At 63.0% G+C, this 21,021-nt stretch carries 21 protein-coding genes; 8 read left to right on the top strand and 13 right to left on the bottom strand.

All coding sequences use genetic code 11. The annotated features are described in order from the left end of the window. Nucleotides 1–14: 14 nt before the first annotated feature. Nucleotides 15–875: an aldolase/citrate lyase family protein gene (locus C5P05_RS14950; RefSeq protein WP_114970648.1), complete on the bottom strand. Its 861-nt coding sequence runs from the start codon at nucleotides 873–875 to the stop codon at nucleotides 15–17. Between the two features lie 20 nt (nucleotides 876–895). Next, entirely contained in the window at nucleotides 896–2,416 is a 1,521-nt protein-coding gene (locus tag C5P05_RS14945) for a lipid II flippase MurJ (RefSeq protein ID WP_157979340.1), read from the bottom strand. 195 nt (nucleotides 2,417–2,611) lie between these two features. Here C5P05_RS14945 and C5P05_RS14940 point away from each other — a divergent pair, with 195 nt between their 5' ends. Next, nucleotides 2,612–4,165, top strand: a complete 1,554-nt coding sequence (locus tag C5P05_RS14940; RefSeq protein ID WP_332871353.1) for a Wzy polymerase domain-containing protein — start codon at nucleotides 2,612–2,614, stop codon at nucleotides 4,163–4,165. A 28-nt stretch (nucleotides 4,166–4,193) separates the two neighbouring features. Here the strand turns inward: C5P05_RS14940 and C5P05_RS14935 are convergent, their stop codons facing one another. The 5 genes from C5P05_RS14935 to moaC form a co-directional block, all read right to left on the bottom strand. Further along, a complete protein-coding gene (locus tag C5P05_RS14935) occupies nucleotides 4,194–5,171 on the bottom strand; it encodes a tripartite tricarboxylate transporter substrate binding protein (RefSeq protein ID WP_114970700.1) in 978 nt (325 codons plus the stop codon). A 44-nt stretch (nucleotides 5,172–5,215) separates the two neighbouring features. Further along, nucleotides 5,216–5,536: a DUF4387 domain-containing protein gene (locus C5P05_RS14930; RefSeq protein ID WP_114970645.1), complete on the bottom strand. Its 321-nt coding sequence runs from the start codon at nucleotides 5,534–5,536 to the stop codon at nucleotides 5,216–5,218. Between the two features lie 14 nt (nucleotides 5,537–5,550). Continuing rightward, nucleotides 5,551–6,912: an acyclic terpene utilization AtuA family protein gene (locus tag C5P05_RS14925; RefSeq protein ID WP_114970644.1), complete on the bottom strand. Its 1,362-nt coding sequence runs from the start codon at nucleotides 6,910–6,912 to the stop codon at nucleotides 5,551–5,553. A gap of 185 nt (nucleotides 6,913–7,097) precedes the next feature. Then, the gene (locus tag C5P05_RS14920) at nucleotides 7,098–8,126 is read right to left on the bottom strand and encodes a sigma-54 interaction domain-containing protein (protein ID WP_114970643.1); all 1,029 of its coding nucleotides are present in this window, start codon (nucleotides 8,124–8,126) and stop codon (nucleotides 7,098–7,100) included. 106 nt (nucleotides 8,127–8,232) lie between these two features. Continuing rightward, nucleotides 8,233–8,724 carry a cyclic pyranopterin monophosphate synthase MoaC gene (gene moaC / locus C5P05_RS14915; RefSeq protein WP_114970642.1) on the bottom strand — a complete coding sequence of 164 codons (492 nt, stop codon included), beginning with the start codon at nucleotides 8,722–8,724 and terminating at the stop codon, nucleotides 8,233–8,235. 129 nt (nucleotides 8,725–8,853) lie between these two features. Between moaC and C5P05_RS14910 the strand changes: the two genes are divergently transcribed. Further along, nucleotides 8,854–10,491 (top strand): M48 family metalloprotease, encoded by a 1,638-nt coding sequence (locus C5P05_RS14910; protein WP_114970641.1) that lies wholly within the window; start codon nucleotides 8,854–8,856, stop codon nucleotides 10,489–10,491. Here the strand turns inward: C5P05_RS14910 and C5P05_RS14905 are convergent. The 3 genes from C5P05_RS14905 to C5P05_RS14895 are packed head-to-tail and all read right to left on the bottom strand — an operon-like array spanning nucleotide 10,459 to nucleotide 12,073. Beyond that, nucleotides 10,459–10,812, bottom strand: a complete 354-nt coding sequence (locus C5P05_RS14905) for a phage holin family protein (RefSeq protein WP_114970640.1) — start codon at nucleotides 10,810–10,812, stop codon at nucleotides 10,459–10,461. The two genes, C5P05_RS14910 and C5P05_RS14905, sit on opposite strands and share 33 nt — an antisense overlap. 52 nt (nucleotides 10,813–10,864) lie before the next feature. Next, on the bottom strand, nucleotides 10,865–11,356 hold the full coding sequence (locus C5P05_RS14900; protein WP_114970639.1) for a hypothetical protein: 492 nt from the start codon (nucleotides 11,354–11,356) through the stop codon (nucleotides 10,865–10,867). Nucleotides 11,357–11,359: 3 nt separating this feature from the next. Next, nucleotides 11,360–12,073, bottom strand: a complete 714-nt coding sequence (locus tag C5P05_RS14895) for a TerC family protein (RefSeq protein ID WP_114970638.1) — start codon at nucleotides 12,071–12,073, stop codon at nucleotides 11,360–11,362. 308 nt (nucleotides 12,074–12,381) lie between these two features. On the opposite strand from C5P05_RS14895, the gene C5P05_RS14890 reads away from it, so the two are divergent. Continuing rightward, nucleotides 12,382–12,804 (top strand): DUF3717 domain-containing protein, encoded by a 423-nt coding sequence (locus tag C5P05_RS14890; RefSeq protein ID WP_114970637.1) that lies wholly within the window; start codon nucleotides 12,382–12,384, stop codon nucleotides 12,802–12,804. 52 nt (nucleotides 12,805–12,856) lie between these two features. On the opposite strand, the gene C5P05_RS14885 is transcribed toward C5P05_RS14890, so the two are convergent. Then, nucleotides 12,857–13,417 (bottom strand): YaeQ family protein, encoded by a 561-nt coding sequence (locus C5P05_RS14885; protein ID WP_114970636.1) that lies wholly within the window; start codon nucleotides 13,415–13,417, stop codon nucleotides 12,857–12,859. Continuing rightward, nucleotides 13,417–14,796 (bottom strand): adenylosuccinate lyase, encoded by a 1,380-nt coding sequence (gene purB, locus C5P05_RS14880; RefSeq protein ID WP_114970699.1) that lies wholly within the window; start codon nucleotides 14,794–14,796, stop codon nucleotides 13,417–13,419. The genes C5P05_RS14885 and purB overlap by 1 nt, the downstream gene beginning before the upstream one ends. 109 nt (nucleotides 14,797–14,905) lie before the next feature. On the opposite strand from purB, the gene C5P05_RS14875 reads away from it, so the two are divergent. Continuing rightward, nucleotides 14,906–15,520, top strand: a complete 615-nt coding sequence (locus tag C5P05_RS14875) for a glutathione S-transferase N-terminal domain-containing protein (protein ID WP_114970635.1) — start codon at nucleotides 14,906–14,908, stop codon at nucleotides 15,518–15,520. Between the two features lie 14 nt (nucleotides 15,521–15,534). Here the strand turns inward: C5P05_RS14875 and C5P05_RS14870 are convergent, their stop codons facing one another. After that, the gene (locus C5P05_RS14870; RefSeq protein ID WP_114970634.1) at nucleotides 15,535–16,767 is read right to left on the bottom strand and encodes an HD-GYP domain-containing protein; all 1,233 of its coding nucleotides are present in this window, start codon (nucleotides 16,765–16,767) and stop codon (nucleotides 15,535–15,537) included. Nucleotides 16,768–16,867: 100 nt separating this feature from the next. On the opposite strand from C5P05_RS14870, the gene rfaE2 reads away from it, so the two are divergent. From rfaE2 to C5P05_RS14850, 4 genes are all read left to right on the top strand, one after another. After that, complete coding sequence (gene rfaE2 / locus C5P05_RS14865; protein WP_114970698.1) at nucleotides 16,868–17,371, top strand: D-glycero-beta-D-manno-heptose 1-phosphate adenylyltransferase; 504 nt, start codon at nucleotides 16,868–16,870, stop codon at nucleotides 17,369–17,371. A gap of 99 nt (nucleotides 17,372–17,470) precedes the next feature. After that, on the top strand, nucleotides 17,471–19,174 hold the full coding sequence (gene ybaL / locus C5P05_RS14860; protein WP_114970633.1) for a YbaL family putative K(+) efflux transporter: 1,704 nt from the start codon (nucleotides 17,471–17,473) through the stop codon (nucleotides 19,172–19,174). A 96-nt stretch (nucleotides 19,175–19,270) separates the two neighbouring features. Further along, nucleotides 19,271–20,344 carry a LacI family DNA-binding transcriptional regulator gene (locus tag C5P05_RS14855; RefSeq protein ID WP_114970632.1) on the top strand — a complete coding sequence of 358 codons (1,074 nt, stop codon included), beginning with the start codon at nucleotides 19,271–19,273 and terminating at the stop codon, nucleotides 20,342–20,344. A gap of 148 nt (nucleotides 20,345–20,492) precedes the next feature. After that, nucleotides 20,493–21,021, top strand: a 529-nt coding sequence (locus C5P05_RS14850) for an amino acid ABC transporter permease (protein WP_114970631.1), incomplete at its 3' end; no start/stop codon positions are given.

The raw sequence follows: 21,021 nt of genomic DNA, 5'->3' as shown, positions 1-21,021 counted from the left end.
CCGTTTCGTGAGGCTCATGCGACAGGAGCAACGGGCGATAGGGCCCGTAGAGGCATGCCGTCGGCAATCGACATGATGCATGCGGCAATGCGCAGCCGGTCGGCCTCGGTCTGCGCCGGGGTTCGGCATGCGAGTTGTGCCTCGGCTTCGCGCAGGGCCAGCACTTCGTCTTCAAACGGTGAATCGGTTTCTCGTCGTTCAAAAATAAAGGTGCGCGACAGAATCACCGCTTGCGAGCCCAGTCGCAGATGTTCGGCCAGCACATCACGCCCCGGCAGCAGGCCTTCGTTTACCCGCGCCATGCCGCCAAAACCAAACCGAACTCCCTGTCGCGCTGCGGCAACGGCCGCCCGGTCCACCATGCCACTGGCCAAGGGCTCGAACATGAAGCGCATTCCCAGGGAAATGTGCAAATCATTCAAGCCCACAAATACCTCCTCCAAGCCGGGGGTGCCGATCCAGTCGTCAATCGTGGCCAGCGCGTCCGCAGTTTCCAGCAATGCCACGATAGGGCAACGGCCCGCCACGATGTCGGAAAACGTGCGTAGCGTCTGGGCATTGGTGAACATGGGAAGCATCAACAGGTCAGCTTTTGGCCCCGTGCCTTGTGTCAACCCTTGGGCCAGCACCGCGTCGACTTCATGTGGGGTCGCGGCGTGCAATGGATTGACGCGCACCATCAGCCTGGAGTACTTGAGCTGGGCCTTGATATGGCCAATGTCGTCCAGTTGGTGCGAGCTGATGTAGGTATTGCGCCCGGCTTGTCGCTCGGCCTTGCCCATGCGCTCCAGATCGACGAACAGCCGCATGCCGCCGAGCGCGTCGCAACGACGGGCAAGGACGGGGTCGTTGGTGATTTTTAGCAGGTCGAGCATAGGGTTATTTGCTGTCTGGATTATCGTCGCAGCGCCGTGCGCAACTCCGCACTGGTTAGATAACTTGTTGCTACAACACTGATAGCTGCCAATGCACAAAGGGCAAGGGAAGAAAGGCTTTTTGGCTCCAAAAATGCGATCCATCCGGCTTGAGCAGGCAAGGCAAGAATCAGCAGCACGACGGTGGGCGCTAGCATCGCTTGCCAGGGCAGCAGGGCCAAATTTTGGCTCGCGCGCCGGTCTGGTTGCCGCAAGTCCAGCAGGACAACCAGGGCGACAAAGATCAGCACTGCGTCCAGTCCGACCATCAGCCAGGCCCCGTCGCCGGTCGACCAAGCACCCAGAACCAGCAGTGCAACCAGCGCCACCCCGTAGGCCGCCACCACGGAGCGCATGCGCCCTTGGCTGGCCAACACGGTCAGCGCAACCGCGATCAGCGCCTGCGGCAACAAACCCCAGGCGCCGATGGCCCCCCAAGCCGCCACCTTTGCCAGCCCTTCGGAGGGCATGCGGCCCCATCCAAACAACAAGGTCGCGATGGCGGGTGCACCCAGCTGAAGGGCGGCGGTAGCAGCGCAGGCCAAGGTCCAGGCCAACAAGAAGGCGCTTCGCACAGCGCGGATCGCCTCATGAGGCAGTACCTGCGCGGCCTTATCTGCGCCAGACTGGGCCGCCATCGCGCGGGTGATAGCAGGAAAAGCCAACGTGGCGACCAGTTGAATCGCCAGCACCAAGGGCAATTCCACCAACTTCCAGGCATAGTTGAAGGTGGCCAAGGCGCCTTCGCCTTCGCCGGACGCGAAGCTGCGCGCCACAAATGGCAGGGCCAGCGGAAATCCCGCAGACAGTGCGGCCCACAGCCAAAGTGGGACACGGGGCAACGGCACCGCAATCTCACCAATTGGCGTTTCATCCTTGATGTGATAAGCCCGCAGCCGCGAACGCAACCACAGCAGTCGCAGGCCCATCGCCAACCACAAAGACCCGCCCAGTAGTCCGATTGCGCTTATTGGCAGGACATTCTTGGCTACAAAATAAAGAGCGCCTATCAAGGTGCAGTTGACCACCAGATTGGCCGCGTACAAGCCAGTGAAGTCGCGCTCATGCTGCAAGCGGGTTGCCCACAGCGCGGCCAGCAGCGCAGTAGGAACGGCGGCGGCGCTCCATGCCAAGCCCTGGGCAGCTTGTGGCAGCAAGCGGGGTGGCAAGCCACTGGCCAGCAAGTGAATCACCGGGGCTTGAAAGAAATACAGCAATAACCCGGTTGACGCACCTAGTCCCAGCAACCAATTCGCTACCCGACGTTGCGTCTGCGCTTGTTGGTCGGGCTTCTGCCCGGCCCAATGGGGTAACAACACATAGGCCAATGCACCGCTGGCCAGTACACTCGTCAACCAGTCAGGCAAGGTGAGCATCAGCACCGCCACATCGCCCAAGCCGGAAGTGCCAAACGCGGCAGCCTGCGCGGACTCTCGCAGCAACCCCAGCAGCCGGCTGGCCAGCAACAGGGCAAGAGAGAGTGCGCCAGCTTTGAGGAACATCGTCTGCATTATCCGGTGCTTGATCGAGAATCGTCTGTTCAATTCAGTCCTCAAGCGTTCACCTCGCGAAAATCACTGGGGGTCAGATTCCATTATTTCCAAATCCAGGATATCAGCGAAGGACTGGCGCAAGTCAGAGCGAAAATAGCCGGATGATCTCTTGCCTTGCTTCCTGTACCGCATAGCAGTTGCACTTTGTGCACTGTCTCCATCGCCTTTATGCCCTCCATCGCCGTCTTCCTCTCCCTAACCCTCCCCTGGCTTAATCCGTTTTCCCCCGGCCCCACGCCGGCAGTCATGCCTTGGCTGTTCACCTTGGCATGTCTGGCGCTTGTGCTGCTGTTTGCTGCGCGGGTGCGCCTGGCCGATGTAGCAGCCTCCGCTTGGCTGACGGCGGCGCTGCTGAGCAGCCTGCTGGGTTTGCTGCAGTATTTCGACGCCACCGCCGTGTTTGGGTCGTGGGTCAACAGCACCAGCCTAGGCGAGGCGTATGGCAACCTGCGCCAGCGCAACCAGTTCGCGACGCTGACCAATATCGGCCTCGTGGCCTTGCTGTGGTGGGTGGCGCAAGCCCAATCCACGTTTACGCCCACGCCCACTGTCACGGCTGACGCCGTGCGCCTCGCGCCACTCAACTGGCGACGGCTGGCGCCCATGACGGCGGCGGTTCTCCTGGCCATGGGCAATGCGGCCTCGTCTTCGCGCACCGGGCTGTTGCAGCTGGGGTTGTTGTTGGTCATGGCATGGGCCTGGAACCATGGTCGGAGCGGTTGGCGGCAGGCGGCGATGTGGCGCGTTCTGCTGGCCGCTGCGCTGGCGTACGGCGTTGCCACCCTGGCCTTGCCGCTGTTGGCCGGTCTGGACCCCAGCGCCATCGGCATTCTGGCGCGCCTGCATGACGGCGCTCCCAAGTGCGCCAGTCGTCTGACGCTGTGGAGCAACGTGCTGCACCTGATCGCGCAAAAGCCCTGGTTCGGCTGGGGCTGGAATGAACTGGATTACGCGCATTTCATCACGCTCTACCCCGGCGAACGCTTTTGCGACATTCTGGACAATGCCCATAATCTGCCGCTGCATCTGGCGGTGGAACTGGGCGTGCCCGTGGCTTTGGCGCTCGGCGGCCTTGGCGCCTGGGCGGTATGGCGGGCCAAGCCCTGGCGTGAGCTGGATGCCACGCGCCAGATGGCGTGGTCGGTGTTGGCCGTCATCCTGTTGCACAGCCTGCTGGAGTATCCGCTGTGGTACGGGCCGTTTCAGATGGCGTTTGGCCTGAGTGTGTGGCTGCTGTGGCGCTCGCCGCGCCGGCTGGCTGAGACATCAGATGGTTTTAGGCCTCTAGCCCTTGTCCTGTCAGCGGTGGTAGCTACTCTTTTGCTAGCAATTGTGGCCTATGCCGCATGGGACTACTACCGCATCAGCCAGATTTATCTGACGCCCAAAATGCGTTCCGCGGCGTATCGCGACAACACCCTGGCGAAGATTGCTGACTCGTGGCTGTTCCGGAATCAGGTGCGCTTTGCCGAACTCGGCATCGAGCCCTTGACACGCGCCAATGCGGCGCACGTCAATGAACTGGCCACGGCCATGCTGCACTTTTCCCCGGAACCTTTTGTGATTGAGCCACTGATCGAGAGCGCCGTGCTGCTGGGCCGCGACGACGAGGCGCTGTTCTACCTGATGCGCTACCAGGCGGCATTTCCCACGCGTCATGCGCGCTGGGCCGAGGACCATCCGCGCAAGGATCATTGATTGGCAGCGCGTGCCATGCGGCGGCCCCCTATTCGGCGATGATCTTTTTCTCCGTTGCAATTTTCTTCCAGCTGCTCAGGTCTTCCTTGATACGCTGCGCCAGTTCGGCGGGCGACAGCGGTGTTGGCAGGGCGCCGTCCGACTCCAGCAGCGCGCGCACTTCGGGTGTGGCAGCAATCTCGTTGAACTCCCGGTTCAGTCGCTGAACCAAGGGTGCTGGCGTTCCCGCCGGAGCGAGGATGGATATCCAGATGTCGGCCACGAAGCCGGGGGCCACGCCAGCCATGGTCGGCAAGTCGGGAAATGAGGCCGAGGGCAGGCGCGACGTCACAGCCACCGCGCGCACCCGGCCAGCCTTGATCTGAGGCAAAAGCGACGAATAGTTGGAGATCATCATGTCGATCTGGCCGCCGGCCATGTCCAGCAAGGCGTTGGCAGCGCCTTTGTAGGGCACATGCGTGAGCTGAATCCGGGCGCTGTCGCTGAGCATCTCGCTGGCCATATGGGCGATCGACCCCAGACCCGAGCTACCGTAGGTGAGCGCCCCCGGCTTGGCTCGGGCCGCGGACACTAGGTCTTGCGGGGACTTGATGCTGGTCATGGCCGACACCGCCAGCAACAGCGGGCCCTGGCCCACCATGGCCACAGGCGCGAAGGCGGTCAACGGGTCATAGGGCAAGCGTGCCTGGGTGGCGGCCGCCGTCAGAAACGTGGACGAGGTCAGCAGGAGCACCGACGCATCCTTGGGGCTTTTCGCCACATAGTCCGAGCCAATGACACCGGCAGCGCCCGGCTTGTTCTCCACGATCACGGTGTTGCGCAAGCGCTTGGACAGCAGGGGCGCGATCACCCTGGCAATGTTGTCGTTGCTGGCGCCGGCCGAGAAGGGCACCACGATCTTCATGAGGGCCGGGATCTTGGCTTCGGCGTCGGTTTGGCCAAACGCGACCGGTACAACGCACAGGCCGGCGACAGCAAGGCCGATTTGGATGAGGGTTTTACGCATTTTGATTGTCTCTTTGTAGGGTTGGTAAAGCCAATGACAACCGGTCAAACCGGGATCTCAACATCCAGCAGCGGCGCATACTGCTGCGCGCCGAAGATGTCACCATCCCCGGCACATCCGCTCGGACGCAGGCGGTAAATGGTGAACTTGATCGCGTTGCCCGGGTCGTATTCGACGAAATCAGAAATGCGTTCAAGCGGGATGCCATACAAGGAAGCCATGCTCGCCCGGTTGATGGCGCCCGAGCGCTTGACACGCTCGTACTGCGCTGCCTCGCGAAAGATGATGTCAAAGGTGATCTTGTTGACGCCGGCGTTCTTGCTGCGGATCGTCTTGGCCAGTTCGTGCAGTTTTTGAGTTGTCATGGGGGGCTCCTGGTTCAAATGCCGGCGTCAACGAGGTGGGTGGGGAACAGTTCCAGCGGGTCTTGTACCTCGACGGTGTGGTTAAGCGTCCAGCGGTAGGCCGCGCTGGCGTGCAGCACTTCGTCCAGCGGGAAGGAGACGGAGCCGGCGGTGCCTTTCACGTCGGGCAGGCGTGCGTAAAACATTTGTCGCAGTCCGATCATGGTCAACTCCTCGGCCATCTCGCGGGTGGGCGCCACGCCCTGCACCATCACACAGAGTTCATGCCCTGGCTTGTCACGCAGAGGCTCCAGGTCACCCATGACGCCGTCACGCCCGTAAACGTTGTAGTGCAATTCATAGCCGCTGTCGCCAAACCGTGTTTTCACCTGCTCACGCGCCCAGGCGATCACGCGGTCCACGTTGGCCACGGTGTAGGGGTCGCGAATGCCGCAGATGCCCACGTAACGCTCGCCCACCTTGCCCGCGCCTTCGAGCTTGACACGCACTTTTTCGGCGGGCACAAACCGCGAGCCGGTGATGCGCGTGGTGCGCTCGTCGAGCTGCTCGTAGTGACAATGCGTCATGTCCAGCTTGCCGCCAGCGAAAAATTCCTCGTAAGGGTTGGATCGCTCATACATGGCGTGCCCGGATACCGAGGCAATTGTGCAGCGCTGCTCTGGCAGCATGGCAGTCACGCGCACATCGTCTTGCGAAATGATGCCCATGACGGTTTCCTTGCCGCCATAAGGCTCGGCGCAGAACGACGCGCACTCCAGCACCTTGCCCAGGTAGTAGGCACGGTCAGCCGGAAAGCCGTGGTGCAAGGCGGGTGCGGCGAAGAGCGCCGCGTCAGAACTGCGCCCGCCAATGATCACGTCCGCGCCCTGGCGCAGCAACTCGACGTAAGGGTGCACACCCGCCATCGCCACGATGCGGTCAGTGGCGTCCAGCTCGCTCTCGGTCAGGGCGGCAAAACCGTCCAGTCCTTCCACCACATGACCCTGCTGCATCTTCTGACGCAGGTAGTCCTTGCTGACTTCGGAGTAAAAGTAGCCCAGCCGGAATTTCTTGAGGCCATGTTTCTGGGCCAGTTCCTTGATGATGGACACATAGAGGTCGACGCGGCTGTTGGCGCCCGTGTCGCCGGCCGAACCGATGATCATGGGCACGCCCAGCCGGCGCGAGGCCAGGAGCATCTTCTCCAGATCATGCCGCTGCCAGGCCTCGGGGCTGGTGGATGTGTCCGATCCCAATGGAACCGGCCCCACGTCGTCGCTACCCGAATCGGCAGCGATGTAATCGGGATGAGCTTGAACGCCCAGCTCAAAGCTCTCGGGGCGCAGAGGCGCAAAGCCGAGGTGTCCGTTGGGACAGATGATTTTCAGGTTTTGCATACAAGGTGGCTTGAGGTTGTGTCACACCCCATTGATGTGATGCCATCAATAGCGCAGAAACCGTGCCACTGGCAGAACTAAAAATAATACTTATAAATCAATGACTTAGAGGAATCATGATTTTTTGAAGCGTGACAACCACGCATAAAGGTGCGCAATAAGCGTGAAAAAAACGCAAGACTCCGTCAGTCGTTCACGCCCCATGAGCTGACCATCCCCAGCTTCGTCATTTGGTGCCGCAGGGCATGACGGCTCAGGCCCAGCGCCTGCGCCGCCATGCCCAGGTTGCCTCCTGCGTCGTGCAACGCCCTGCCGATCAGGGAGGCCTGGAACGCCGATGTTGCCGCGTGGTAATCCCGGCTTGGCCCGGCGCCTGCCGTTGACAAGGTGGCTGCCGGGCCAAGGCCCTGGCTCAGCGGCGGAGCCGCAAGATCACGAAGAATGCGTTGCGGCAGGTGGTCCAGGCGTATGCGGTCGCCGTCTTCCAGCAGGCAAATGCGCTCCAGCAGGTTTTCAAGCTCCCGCACATTGCCGGGCCAGTGGTAGGCCTTGAACACGCTTTGAACATCGTCGTCGATGTGGCGCATCTGGCTCTGGTACTGCGCGTTGTACCGGGCCAGAAAGTTCTCTGCCAGCAGCAAAATGTCCTCGCCCCGCTCGCGCAGCGGGGGGATGTTGATGGCGATCACCTGGAGGCGGTAATACAAGTCATCGCGAAATTTTCCCGCCTTGACTTCGCCCAGGAGAATCTTGTTGGTGGCGGCAATAAAGCGCACATCCACATTGATCGGACTCACCGCACCCACCCGCCTGAACCGGCGGGTGTCCAGCAAAGTCAGCATTTTGGCCTGCATGACCGGATCGAGCTCCCGCACTTCGTCCAGAAAGACGCTGCCGCCATTGGCAGCCTCGATCAAGCCCTCCTTCTTGCTGACGGCACCCGTGAACGCACCCCGCTCATGCCCGAAGAGCTCGGACTCCAGCAACTCGGCCGGTATCGCCGCGCAGTTGATGTCCATGAACTCGGCCTGGGCACGGTCCGACTGCTGGTGAATCATCCTGGCCACCAGTCCCTTGCCGGTCCCGGTTTCGCCGTAAATCAGAACCGTGTTGGCTTTGCTGCGCGCCACGCGGGCGATCAACTTGCGCAACGCGGCAATCGACGGGTGCTCGCCAACCAGAGACAGGGACAGGGCGGAATGGGCGTAGCTCATTGGCGGGCCGTGTGAGAGGAGATGGTCACGGTAGCCCCTTGACTGCAGGCGGTGTCTGGAAACGGGTTGTCAGACAGGCCATTGGGCCAGACCTGTGATCGCGCTCTTACCCGCCGTTGATGAAACTGCCCGACTTGCCGCCGTGCTTTTCCAGCAGCTTGACGTCGTTCATCACCATGCCGCGATCGACCGCCTTGCACATGTCGTAAATGGTGAGCAACGCCACCTGCACGGCGGTCAGGGCTTCCATTTCGACGCCGGTGGGGCCCACAGTCTCCACGGTGGCTGTGCAATAAATGCTGCCAGCCCCCGTTGCATCTGCCTGGGTAGCTTCAAATTCAATAGCAACGCGGGTCAGCGCCAGCGGGTGGCACAGGGGAATCAGCTCGCTGGTTTTCTTGGCCGCCATGATGCCGGCGATGCGTGCAATGCCCAGCACGTCGCCTTTCTTGGCGGTGCCGGCCTCGATGATGGCCAGGGTGGCGGGCAGCATGTCAATGCGCCCGCCGGCGATGCCGATGCGGTGCGTGCTGGCCTTGGCGGCTACATCCACCATGTGGGCCTGGCCCTGGTCGTCAAAATGGGTAAGTGTGCTCATGGTGGGAATTCAGTACAGTCGTCGTTACGGTTGAAAAATCGCTGGCACACGCCAAATTTACAGAACGTTCATGTCAGCCGCGCATCATACGGTTATTTGTGCGCAGGATGACCGCCGAATAAGTCGAGGATGGCACGCAACACGGGATGTATTTTGACCTCTAAATTTATATCAAATTGGCCTCTAGCCCCCGTCAACAGAGCGGTAGTGGCTATTGTTTTGGTAGCGACTGGCGTGGCCGCTCCGCTTTCGCTGCAGGCCCAGGCGGGTGCGCCGGTATCGACCCCGCTGAGCACCCAGCTGCCCACGCTGGGCGATGGCAGTGACATGAGCAGCAGCGCCGAGCGGCGTCTGGGTGACCGCATTGCGCGCGAAATCTTCCGCGACCCGGACTATATCGACGACCCGGTGCTGGCCGATTATGTGCAGGGCATCTGGCAGCCCCTGCTGGCCGCCGCCCGGGCCCGGGGTGATTTGTCGCCTGAACTGGACGAGCGCTTTGCCTGGGAAATCATGCTCGGGCGGGACCGCACGGTGAATGCTTTTGCCTTGCCGGGCGGCTATTTTGGCGTCCATCTGGGCTTGATCGCCATCGTCAGCAACCGCGATGAGTTGGCCTCGGTGCTGGGGCACGAGCTCAGCCATGTGACGCAGCGCCACATTTCGCGCCTGATTTCCAAACAGGGCCAGCAAACGCCGTGGTTGATAGGCGCCATGATTTTGGGCGCGCTGGCCGCCAGCAAGAGTCCCGATGCCGGCAATGCCCTGATCGTGGGCGGGCAGGCGGTGGTGGCGCAGAACCAGCTCAACTTCTCCCGCGACATGGAGCGCGAGGCCGATCGCGTGGGTTATGGCGTCATGACCCAGGCCGGTTTTGAGCCCCAGGGTTTTGTTTCGATGTTCGACAAGCTGCAGCAGGCCTCGCGCCTCAACGACAACGGCGCCTACCCCTATCTGCGCAGCCATCCACTGACCAGCGAGCGGATGGCCGACATGCAGTCGCGCCAGCCACTGGGCAAGCCCGGCGCCGCCAGCGCGGCCGCCACCCTGGAGCACGCCATGATCGCGGCCCGCGCCCGGGTGCTGTCCAACCCTGGGGTGGACGCCTTGCGCGCCTTGCTGGCCGAAGCAGAGGGTGCCAAATTGGCCTCCATGGCCGCGCCGCGGCAGGCCAGCGCCTTGTATGGCGCCGCCCTGGCCGCCAGCCGCCTGCGTGATTTCCCCCGCGCCAAGCTGTATCTGGAGCGCTTGACGGCGCTGGTGCGCGCTGATGAGCGGGCGCTGCGTTTGTCGCGTTGGCTGGACGCTGAAATGGCCTTGAGTGCGGGGGATGCCCCGCGTGCGGCGGCCGTGTTGAACGCGAGCCCCGGCGGACGCCATGAGGGGGGTGCGGATGCCCGTCGTCCCGAGTTGTTCCTGGCGGTGCAGCTTGCCCTGCAAACCGGCCAGGGCGCACCGGCGGGTGAAGCCGCGCAGCGCCTGCAAAGCTGGGTGGCGGCGCATCCGCGCGATGCCCAGGCCTGGCAGTTGCTCTCCAGCGCCTATGCGACGCAAGGCCAGAGCCTGCGCGCGATTCGCGCCAGCGCCGAGACCCAGGTGGCGCTGCTGGACTATCCGGCGGCCGTGGACCGTTTCAAGGCGGCGCAGGATTTATTGCGCCAGGGCCGTGCCGGCGATGCGGCGGCAGACCACATCGAGGCGTCCATCATCGACACCCGCAAACGCCAGGTGGAATTACTTCTTAAAGAGCAGACGCTCGATCGCTGAGTCGATCACGATGCCAAACGCCGAGTAAATCAGCGAGCCCAGCAGGGCGGCGCCGAAGCCGCGCACATAAAAGCCGTCCAGCACGCTCGCTGCGGCCCAGAACATCAGGGCATTGATGACAAACAGAAAGAGGCCCAGCGTGATCATGGTGACCGGCAGTGTCAGCACCACCAGCACCGGCCGCAACAGCATGTTGAACAGGCCGATGACAAAGGCCGCAATCAGCGCGGCGGTGAAGCTGTTCACCACCACCCCGCTGTACAGATAGGCCACGGCCAAGAGGGCGGCTGCGCTGAGCAGCCATTTGACGATAAGTTTCATGGCGCAAGAATAGCACCCTGCGACGCGGCGTCCATGACGACCCTCAAGTGCCTCAGCGCGGCTTGGGGTAGCCGCCATCGGCCCAGGCGGTGGCGCTGGCCCGGTTCAGCTTGAAGCCGGGCGACACCCGCACCTGTGCCAACTCTTCCCCGGCCTCGTCGTGCGCCGTCAGGGTGGCGGACGGGTTGTCGTCATCGGGTTCGATGTCCAGCGACACGGTCACGCGGGCGTGGCCGGTCGTGACCGCAATGCTCTGGTGTAGCGAGGCATGCAATTGCTGCTCATGGCGGCGCACAAACTCCGAGGCGGTTTTGACCAGCGTGCTGAAGGCGTTGCCGTCCAGCGGCTTCGGATTTTTCTTGTCGCGCCCCATGGTCCACGGCCCGACCAGCGCCGGCTCGGGCTCGCCCGTCCGGATCATGGCCACGGCCCAGCCGTCATCGTCTTCATTTTTGATGACGCGGGCGGTCCAGCCGTTGTCGCGCCACAGGCGGGCTTGCTCGATTTTGCTGTCAGCGTCGGGGAGTAGGTCTAGGTCTGTCACCGGTCAGATTTTAGCGGTGGCGTCCGGAGTCGCCCGGCGGTTGCTCCACCAGCCCGCGCCCAGCACGCCTCCTACCGCTACTGCATAGGTGCTCCAGCGCGCGGCCGTGTGCAGCAGTTCGGCAGGTTGCTTGGGATCGCCGAAAACGCCGGCCAGCAGCGGCTCGCTCACCACCATCTTGGCGGCGGTGAAGGCCAGCACGGCCGAGCCAATCTGGATGATGGCCGGAAAGCGCTCCACCAGCTTCAGCACCACGGTGCTGCCAAACACCACAATCGGCACGCTGATCAACAGGCCGATGATGACCAGATCGAAGGCGCCGTGCGCGGCACCGGCCACGCCCAGCACGTTGTCCACGCCCATCAGCGCGTCGGCCACGATGATGGTCTTCATGGCGCCCCAGAAGGTGCTGACGACCGGGCCGTCGTGTTCATCCCCGCCCTGGTCGGCCAGCAGCTGGTAGGCGATCCAGACCAGGCCCAGGCCGCCGACCAGCATCAGGCCGGGAATCTTGAGCAGCCAGACCACGCCCACCGTCATGGCGGAGCGCACGACGATGGCTCCCACGGTGCCCCACAAAATCGCTTTTTGTTTCAGGTGGGGCGGGAGTTGGCGTGCGGCCAGGGCGATGACGATGGCGTTGTCGCCCGCGAGCACCAAGTCGATCAGGACGATGGCCATGAGGGCGGACCACCAGGCGGCAGAGAATAATTCCATTGCAAAACCTTTTGCGTGTTGTGTTTGAAAACACCGGCAAGGCAATGCGATACAGAGGCCATGAGCCTACCTTCGCGCGTTGCACCAGCCAGATGCAGGGCGAAGGTCTTGCTCGATAGCGCGGGCGGTCAAGACATGACGCCGCATCATCTGGTGAACCGGGAAAGCGCTAGGCCTTCCGTATTGACGACTCACCAACCGGGAGCTACTCCCCTTCAGGCGCGGATTTGACCATCGAAACGCTATTCCCCAAATGACTAGGGTTATTGGGCCGGTGCTGACCGGGGGCGGGCTATGATGCCGGCCCCATGGCAGGCATATTCATCACCGACATCGAGTCGGCCATCAACTACTGGCGCGATAAAAAGCCCTCGCCGGACGGCTTTTCCCTGGCCGCCGAGATCCGCGCCCTGGCCGAGGTCTATGCCTTGATGGTGTTCCAGCACGAGGCCCAGGTTGATGAATTTTCCCTCTCGCCCGAGGCGCTGGCCGCGTGGATGACCTGGTACGACACCACGCCCGACACGCCGTGCATCGCGATCTGCTCCACCAGCCAGGGCGATGAGGAATGCAAGGGCTGCGGCCGCAGTTTTGCCGAGGTGCAGTACTGGACGCAGATGCGCCCGGTGGAAAAACGCCAGACCTGGCGCCGCATCACGATGGAAGGCACGTCCTGGCGCTTTAACAAGTACGCCGAGCGGGCGGCTGAAAAGCCGGCCAATTCACTATAAAAATAGTAGCTATCTGCGCAGAAGATGCGCGGGCTAGAGCCTGATTCGGCTGTTATTTCCAGCGCAGCGGCTCAATGTCCACGTTGTGCGTGCCGTCGCCCAGCATCAACACGCCTTCCTGAATCGTGGCCTGCAGCTGCATGCTGCGTTGCGCCAGCGGAATCAGCGCTTGCGAGGCGGCGGTGGGGATGCGAAACACACTCAGGTTTTTCGGCCGGGCCAGCTTGGCTTCCATGGTGCGCCACCAGACTTCGGCCGCGTGATTGAAGCAGTACAGCACCACCTCGTCGGCCTTGCCGCAGGCTTTGAGCAGTGGCTTGTCTTCGGGCTGACCGACTTCGATCCACAAGCGGGTCAGGCCTGTGTAGTCGCGCAACCAGACATCGGGCTCGTTCGGGTCGCTCAAGCCGGCGCCAAACGCCAGCGTGCCGTCGCCGCCGCACACGGTCTGCAGCTTGTGCGCCTGCAGCGCCAGTGCGCACAGGCGCACCATCATGCGTTCGTCAGTCTCGCTCGGATGCCGCGCCAAGGTGAGCGCATGGTCGGCGTAATACGCGTGGTCAATGTCGGCGATTTGCAGACTGGCTTTGAAGATGGTGGATTTGATCGCCATCAGACGCGTTTTGCGAGTTCGGCGGCCTTGCCGGTGTAGCTGCCTGGCGTCATGGCCAGCAGACGGGCTTTTTCCGCGTCCGGAATGGCCAGATTGGCGATAAAGCCCTGCATCAGCTCGCGCGTCATGGGTTCGCCACGGGTGAATTTTTTCAGCTGCTCATAAGGCTGGGGCAGGCCAAAGCGGCGCATCACGGTCTGGATCGGCTCGGCCAGCACTTCCCACGAAGCGTCCAGGTCCTCGGCAATCGCGGCCTCGTTGAGTTCGAGCTTGCCCAGACCGGTATTCAGCGACTGGTAGGCCAGCACCGCGTAGCCCATGGCTACGCCCATGTTGCGTAGCACGGTGGAGTCGGTCAAGTCGCGCTGCCAGCGGGAAATCGGCAGTTTTTCGCTCAGGTGGCGCAGCACGGCATTGGCCAGGCCTAGATTGCCTTCGGCGTTCTCGAAATCAATCGGGTTGACCTTGTGCGGCATGGTGCTGGAGCCGACTTCGCCCTCGCGCAGGCGCTGCTTGAAGTAGCCCAGGCTGACATAACCCCAGACATCGCGCGCCCAGTCGATCAGGATGGTGTTGGTGCGGGCCACGGCGTCGAACAGTTCGGCCATGTAGTCGTGCGGCTCGATCTGGATGCTGTAGGGCTGGAAGGTCAGTCCCAGGCCGAGCGGTTCGGGGGTCTCGATGACCTTGCGGCTGAAAGCTTCCCAATCAAATTCGGGCCAGGCCGACAGGTGGGCGTTGTAGTTGCCGACGGCACCATTCATCTTGGCCATCAGCTTGATGCTGGCGATTTTCTCGCGTGCCGCCGTCAGGCGCACCACCACGTTGGCGATTTCCTTGCCCACGGTGGTCGGGCTGGCGGTCTGGCCGTGGGTGCGGCTGAGCATGGACACCTCGGCAAACGCATGGGCCATGTCGCGCAGCTTGGTGATGATGGCGTCCAGCGCCGGCAGCAGCACCTGATCGCGCCCGGCTTTGAGTTGCAGCGCGTGGCTGGTGTTGTTGATGTCTTCGCTGGTGCAGGAAAAGTGCACGAATTCCTGCGCCGCCAGCAGTTCGGGCCGGGCTTCGAACTTGGACTTGAGCCAGTATTCGACCGCCTTCACGTCATGGTTGGTCACTTTTTCGATCGCCTTGATGGCTTCGCCATCGACTTCCGAGAAGTGTTTGACCAGGCCCAGCAGGTAGGTGCGGGCGCCGGGGGTGAGGGGCTTGAATTCGGTGAAGCCGCAATCGCTCAGGGAGATGAACCAGGCGACCTCGACCTGAACGCGGCGGTGCATATAGCCCTGCTCGCTCATCACGGGACGGAGTTTGGCAAGCTTACCGGCATAACGGCCGTCAAGCGGGGAAAGGGCGGAGATGGCGGAGAAATTCATGCGCGGATTGTAGGTGGCGCGCCACACCTTGACCACGGGTTCGCCTGCGGGGTAAGTTCCGGTTCAAGCTGATGGATAGAATGAAAGCTCTTGCAACCACGAACCACCCATGAAATTACTCGGATCCAGCTCCAGCCCTTATGTACGTAAAGTGCGTGTCGTGATGGCCGAGAAAAAACTTGATTTTGTCTTTGTGCCCGAGGACGTGTGGTCCGACGAGACCACGATCGGCGACTCCAATCCGCTGGGCAAAGTCCCCTGTCTGGTCATGGAAGGTGGCGAAGCGCTGTTTGATTCGCGCGTGATTGTCGAATACCTGGACACCCTGTCGCCGGTCGGCAAGTTGATTCCGCCACTGGGCCGTGATCGGGCCGAGGTCAAGACCTGGGAAGCCCTGGCCGATGGCCTGTTGGACGCCTCGATTCTGGCGCGGCTGGAAGCCACCTGGGCTGGGCGCACCGATGCGCAACGCAGCCAGGCCTGGATCGATCGCCAGCTCGGCAAGGTGCAGGCCTGCGTCAAGTCCATGAGCCACGGGCTGGGCGACAAGTCATTTTGTGCCGGCATTCACTTCGGTCTGGCTGACATCGCGGTGGGCTGTGCCCTGGGTTATCTGGATTTTCGTTTTGCCCAGATTGACTGGCGCACCGACCACCCCAACCTGCACAAGCTGCACGACAAACTGATGCTGCGTCCCAGTTTTGCGGACACGCTGCCGGTCTGACGGCTAGGCCGGTCTCACCAGGGGCGGTCCGACGCGGGTGATTTGGTCAACGCCAGCAGGCGTTCGAGATTGATTTTCACCTTGACATCACGGTAAGCCATGCCGGCCATGATGCGGAACTCAGGTTTGCTGGTGTCACGCACGATCAGCTCCCCGGTGGGCATGCCGCTACGGTTGATCAATATGGCCACGCGCGGGGTGGTGGTGTTGGCCCCGCGTTTGATCACCACCGCCACCTCGTTGGTCGACAGGCGCACGAACGAGCCCGGTGAGTAAATTCCCACCGCCTTGATCAGGGCGGCGCCGGCTTCGTCGATCTGGCGGTTTTCATCAAAGTAGCTGGCCTGCATGGCGCTGGCGGGCGAGTCGGGCAGGCGCGAGGTGCGCGGCGCCAGACGTGCCGCAAAAATATCGGCGCGCTGGATCAGGCGTGCCATGCGCTGACCTTGCACGCGACCGGCCAGCGGGCCCGGTGTTTTGGTGCGATGGTCCAGCACGGCTTCAAGCCAGCACGGATCTGTGACCCCCAGCTGCTCCAGCAGGATGACGGAGCGCGTGGCATGTTGCTCGATCTGTCGCAGCTGCTCTGGACTGGGGGGCTGCTTTTGCAGCGCCAGCCGGTCCTGCAGCTCGGTCATGCCGATGTTCATGGTCAGCGCCGCCTTGCACAGCGTGGCCTCCAGCTCGGCGGGCCATTTCAAGACCTCCCGCGCGGCCAGGCTGCACATCACACTGACCAGCATGGCGTGCGTTGCGCTGTAGAGCCGCACCTCGCTGCTGGAGAGGTGGATCAGCGCAAACAAGGTGCCATCCGGATTGACGCGCGCATGCCGGCTGAGTTGCGCCTGCAGTTTGTCCAGCCGCTGGCGAAAGCTCGCCGGGTTGCTGTCGCGCAGCATGGCATGGGTCTGCGCCTGCAGGTCCAGCCAGTCGGGCTCGCCGGTGTCCGTGGTGTCGCGGGCGCTGGCCAGCTCGAAAGAAGAGAACTGGCTGTCGGCGATTTGTCCCAGGGGAATGTCGTCCCGCACCAGATCACGAAGCTTGCCCACATAGGCGCGGCGATAGCTCTCGGACTCGGTGACATCAATGAACAGATTGCTGCGCCGTCCGATCATGAGGTCCAGCTCTTCCCGGTTTTCCACCACATAACCCTTGTTCGCCAGCAAGACGCCGCTTTCATCCCGGAGTGAAAAGGGTAGCGGCTGGCCGATGCGGATGGAGTCGACGTTGATGGTGACGAGATTCATGAAGTGACGGGATTATGCCAATAGACGCCGATGCACGGGCAAGGCATTGGTCGGGCTTCCTGAGCTTAAGGGATTTGCCCACCCTGCTAGCATGGAAGCCATGACCGACTTACCCGCCATTTCTGCCCTTTCCGCCCTGTCCGACAAGATTTGCAGCCGTGCCGGCGTGTTGGCGCGGGTGGCGCAGCTGCCGCGTCCGCTGGTGTTTACCAATGGCGTGTTTGACGTGCTGCACCGCGGCCACGTCATGTACCTGGCGCAGGCGCGCGCCCTGGGCGCCAGTTTGCTGGTGGCGTTGAACACCGATGCCTCGGCCCGGCGCCTGGGCAAAGGGCCGGACCGGCCGCTCAATTCAGAAACGGACCGGGCTTTTGTCATGGCGGCGCTGGCGTCGACCAGCCTGGTGACCTGGTTTGACGAAGATACGCCGCTGGAATTGATTGCCGACATCCAGCCCGACATTCTGGTCAAGGGCGGTGACTACGACATGGTCAAGCTGGCCGAGACGCGCGTGGTCGAATCCTATGGCGGCCGGGCGCTGGCCTTGCCTTTTGTGGATGGTTATTCGACCACGGCGTTGGTCCGGAAAATCCGTCAAAATTAGAGGTCAAATTGACCTCCAGCTCTCGTTGAATAAGCGGAAGCCGCTACTTAATTTGCAGCGTATGGCCTATCCATTGGTCGTGCAAGGAAGAGAGCCCGAATGGACCATAACGTCTCCCTGATCACCACGATTGCCGCCGGCTTCGGCCTGGCGCTGATTCTCGGCTTCGTTGCCGTGCGGCTGAAACTGCCGGCCCTGGTGGGCTACCTGCTCGCGGGCGTGCTGATCGGCCCGGCCACGCCGGGTTTTGTCGCCGACGTCGGCATCGCCGCCCAGTTGTCGGAGATCGGCGTCATGTTGCTGATGTTCGGCGTTGGCCTGCATTTCTCGCTGGACGATCTGCTCGCGGTGAAGCGCATTGCCTTGCCCGGCGCGGTCCTGCAAATGAGCCTGGCCACCGTGCTGGGCATGGGCATGGCCTGGTGGTGGGACTGGTCGCCGGGGGCCGGGCTGGTTTTCGGCCTGTCTTTGTCCTGTGCTAGCACGGTGGTGCTGATCAAGGCGCTGGAAGCCCGCGGCATTCTGGAGACCATGAACGGGCGCATCGCTGTGGGCTGGCTGGTGGTGGAAGACATTGTCACGGTGCTGGTGCTGGTGCTGCTGCCCGCGCTTGCCGGCATTCTGGGCGGCACGGTGGCGTCGGCCAGGAGCGCGGCGCCCTTGTGGCAAACGATTGCCCTGACCTTGCTGCAGGTCGGTGCCTTCATCGCCTTGATGCTGATGGTGGGGCGTCGTGTTTTGCCGTGGATGCTGTCGCAGGTGGCCGCCACCGGCTCGCGCGAACTGTTCACCTTGTCGGTCGTGGCCGCCGCCATCGGCATTGCCTTTGGTTCGGCGCAGTTGTTCGGCGTGTCTTTTGCGCTGGGTGCCTTCTTTGCCGGCATGGTGATGCGCGAGTCCGAATTCAGCCACCGGGCGGCCGAAGAGTCGCTGCCGCTGCGCGATGCGTTCTCGGTGCTGTTCTTCGTCTCGGTCGGCATGCTGTTCGACCCGGCCGTGTTGGTGCAGGAGCCCGTGCGTGTGCTGGCCGTGGTGGCCATCATCATCATCGGCAAGTCGATTGCGGCGATGGCGCTGGTGCTGGCCTTTCGCTACCCGCTCAATACCGCGCTGACGGTGGCGGCCAGCCTGTCCCAGATCGGCGAGTTTTCCTTCATCCTGGCCGGGCTGGGGCAGTCGCTGGGGCTGTTGCCGGTTGAAGGCATGAGCCTGGTGCTGGCGGGCGCGCTGATTTCGATCGCGCTCAATCCCTTTGTTTTCGCCGCCGTCGCGCCCTTCAGCCGCTGGGTGCTGCAGCGCTCCGAGCTGGCGCGCCAGCTGGAGCGGCGCGAGGACCCGTTTGCCGAATTGCCGGTGAACACCGAGCGCAAATACCTCGAAGGGCAGGTGGTGCTGGTGGGCTATGGGCGCGTCGGGCGACGCATCGCCACGGCTTTGAGTGAACGGGGCATCCCTTATGTGGTGGCCGAGCAGAACCGCGAGCGGGTGGAGCAGTTGCGCAAGAACGGCGTGGCCGCCGTCTCGGGCAATGCGGCGGATTCGGCGGTGCTGATCCAGGCGCACATCGCTGAGGCGGCGATGCTGGTCATCGCCACCCCGGACTCCGTCGGCGTGCGCCAGATGGCCGAGACAGCACGCGCGCTCAACCCGGGCATCGAAGTCGTGTTGCGCACCCACAGCGAGGACGAGTCGCAACTGCTGCGCAATGAACGGGTGGGCACGGTGTTCTTCGGCGAGGAGGAGCTGGCCAAGGGCATGACCCACCACGTCCTGCAACGCTTTGCCCCGGCCTCGCCAACCTAGCCTGGGCAGCCTGGACCGTAGATCACGCGCGGCGCAGGTGCTACCATCGCCTGAAACTGGTTTCAATCGGTCTCTCCCACGCCTGTCCCACTTGCAATGTCCACCTCACCACATTCTCACAACACGCTCGCCGCCGTGCCGGCGGCGCGTCCCACTATTGCGGATGTCGCGCGCGTCGCGGGCGTCTCCAAGGCCACTGTCTCCCGCTTCCTGAACCACCGCGACAAGCTGCTCACCAAAGACATCGCCACGCGTGTGGAGGTCGCCATTGCGGCGCTGGCCTACAGCCCCAGCCCGATGGCGCAGGCGCTCAAGCGCGGGCGCTCGCGCCTGATCGGCCTGGTGGTGGCGGACGTGACCAACCCCTTTTCCGTGGCGGTATTGCGCGGGGCTGAGAAAGCCTGCCAGGACGCCGGCTACCTGCTGATGCTGTTCAACCTGGGCAATGACAGCCGGCGCGAAAGCGAAGCCATTGAAGCGCTCACCGCCTACCAGGTGGAAGGCTTCATCCTCAACACGCTGGGCCGCGACGCCAAGGCCGCGGCCGAAGCCGCGCGCCACGGCAAGCCGGTGGTGCTGGTGGATCGGCGCCACCCCGGCATGCAGGCCGACTTTGTATCACTGGACAATGCCGGCGCGGTGCGCCTGGGCGCCAGCCACTTGGTGGAGGCCGGTTATCGCGAGCTGTTGTTCATCTCGGAACCGGTCAAGAATGTCAGCTCGCGCGAGGAGCGCGAGGCGGCTTTTCGCGCCTTCATCAGCGAGTCGGCGCCCGCCGTGGCCGGCCTGCAAGGCCGGACTTTCGAGCACACGGCGGACGACCCGCAAGCGCTGGACGCCGCCTTGCGTGATTTGCGCCAGCGCGCCGGACCGCGCCTGCCCGGTGTGCTCTCCAGCAATGCCGTGGTGACCTTGCGCGTGGTGGCGGCCATGGCGCGCCTGGGCTGGCAGTTCGGCACCGATGTCGGCCTGGTGGGCTTCGACGACACCGAGTGGTCGCCTTACATCGGCCCGGGCCTGAGCACCATTGCGCAGCCGACCGACGAGTTGGGGCGCATTGCGGCCGGCTGCCTGATCGAGCGCCTGAAGGGCCTGGAACTGCCGCCGCGCCAGATTTTGCTGTCCGGCCGTCTGGTGCCGCGCGGCTCGTCGGTGCACGCCGTCAATTAACCCGTACTAGGGTTTTCCATAGTTACCGAGCGTTCCGGGCTACTTTTATAATTCACTGAAACCGGTTTCAAACTTGTTGCCAAGAGCTGACTGCTGAACCCGGTTGACCCGTCAATTTTTGTGCCCAACCTGGCGATTGCGCCCGCTCATGAACTATTCATTTCAATTCGGTGATGTCTTTGCCGCCTGGCCGCTGCTGGTCAAGGGCACGCTCAGCACCATCGAGCTCTCGCTCTTGGCCATGCTGCTCGGCCTCATGCTGGCGATCGTCTGCGCCTGGGGCAAAACCGCCGGGCCGCGCCCGCTGCGCTGGGTCATCAATGCCTACATCGAGCTGATCCGCAACACGCCGTTTCTGGTGCAGCTGTTCTTCTTCTTTTTCGCGCTGCCGGCGCTGGGCCTGCGCTGGTCGGCCTACGCCGCCGCGCTGGTCGCCATGGTGGTGAACCTGGGTGCCTACGCGACTGAGATCATCCGCGCCGGCATCGAGTCCATTCCCAAGGGGCAGATCGAGGCCGGCCTGGCGCTCAATCTGAAACGCCACGAAATTTTCCGCTTCGTGATTCTGAAACCGGCGCTGCGCACGGTGTACCCGGCCCTCACCAGCCAGTTCATCCTGCTGATGCTCAGCTCGGCCGTGGTGTCGGCGATTTCGGCCGACGACCTGACCTCGGTGG

The sequence above is a fragment of the Rhodoferax ferrireducens genome, from assembly GCF_003347515.1.
GTDB lineage: Bacteria > Pseudomonadota > Gammaproteobacteria > Burkholderiales > Burkholderiaceae_C > Rhodoferax.
The sequence above is the reverse complement of the archived record's forward strand: the minus strand, read 5'-3'. Positions and strand labels throughout refer to the sequence as shown.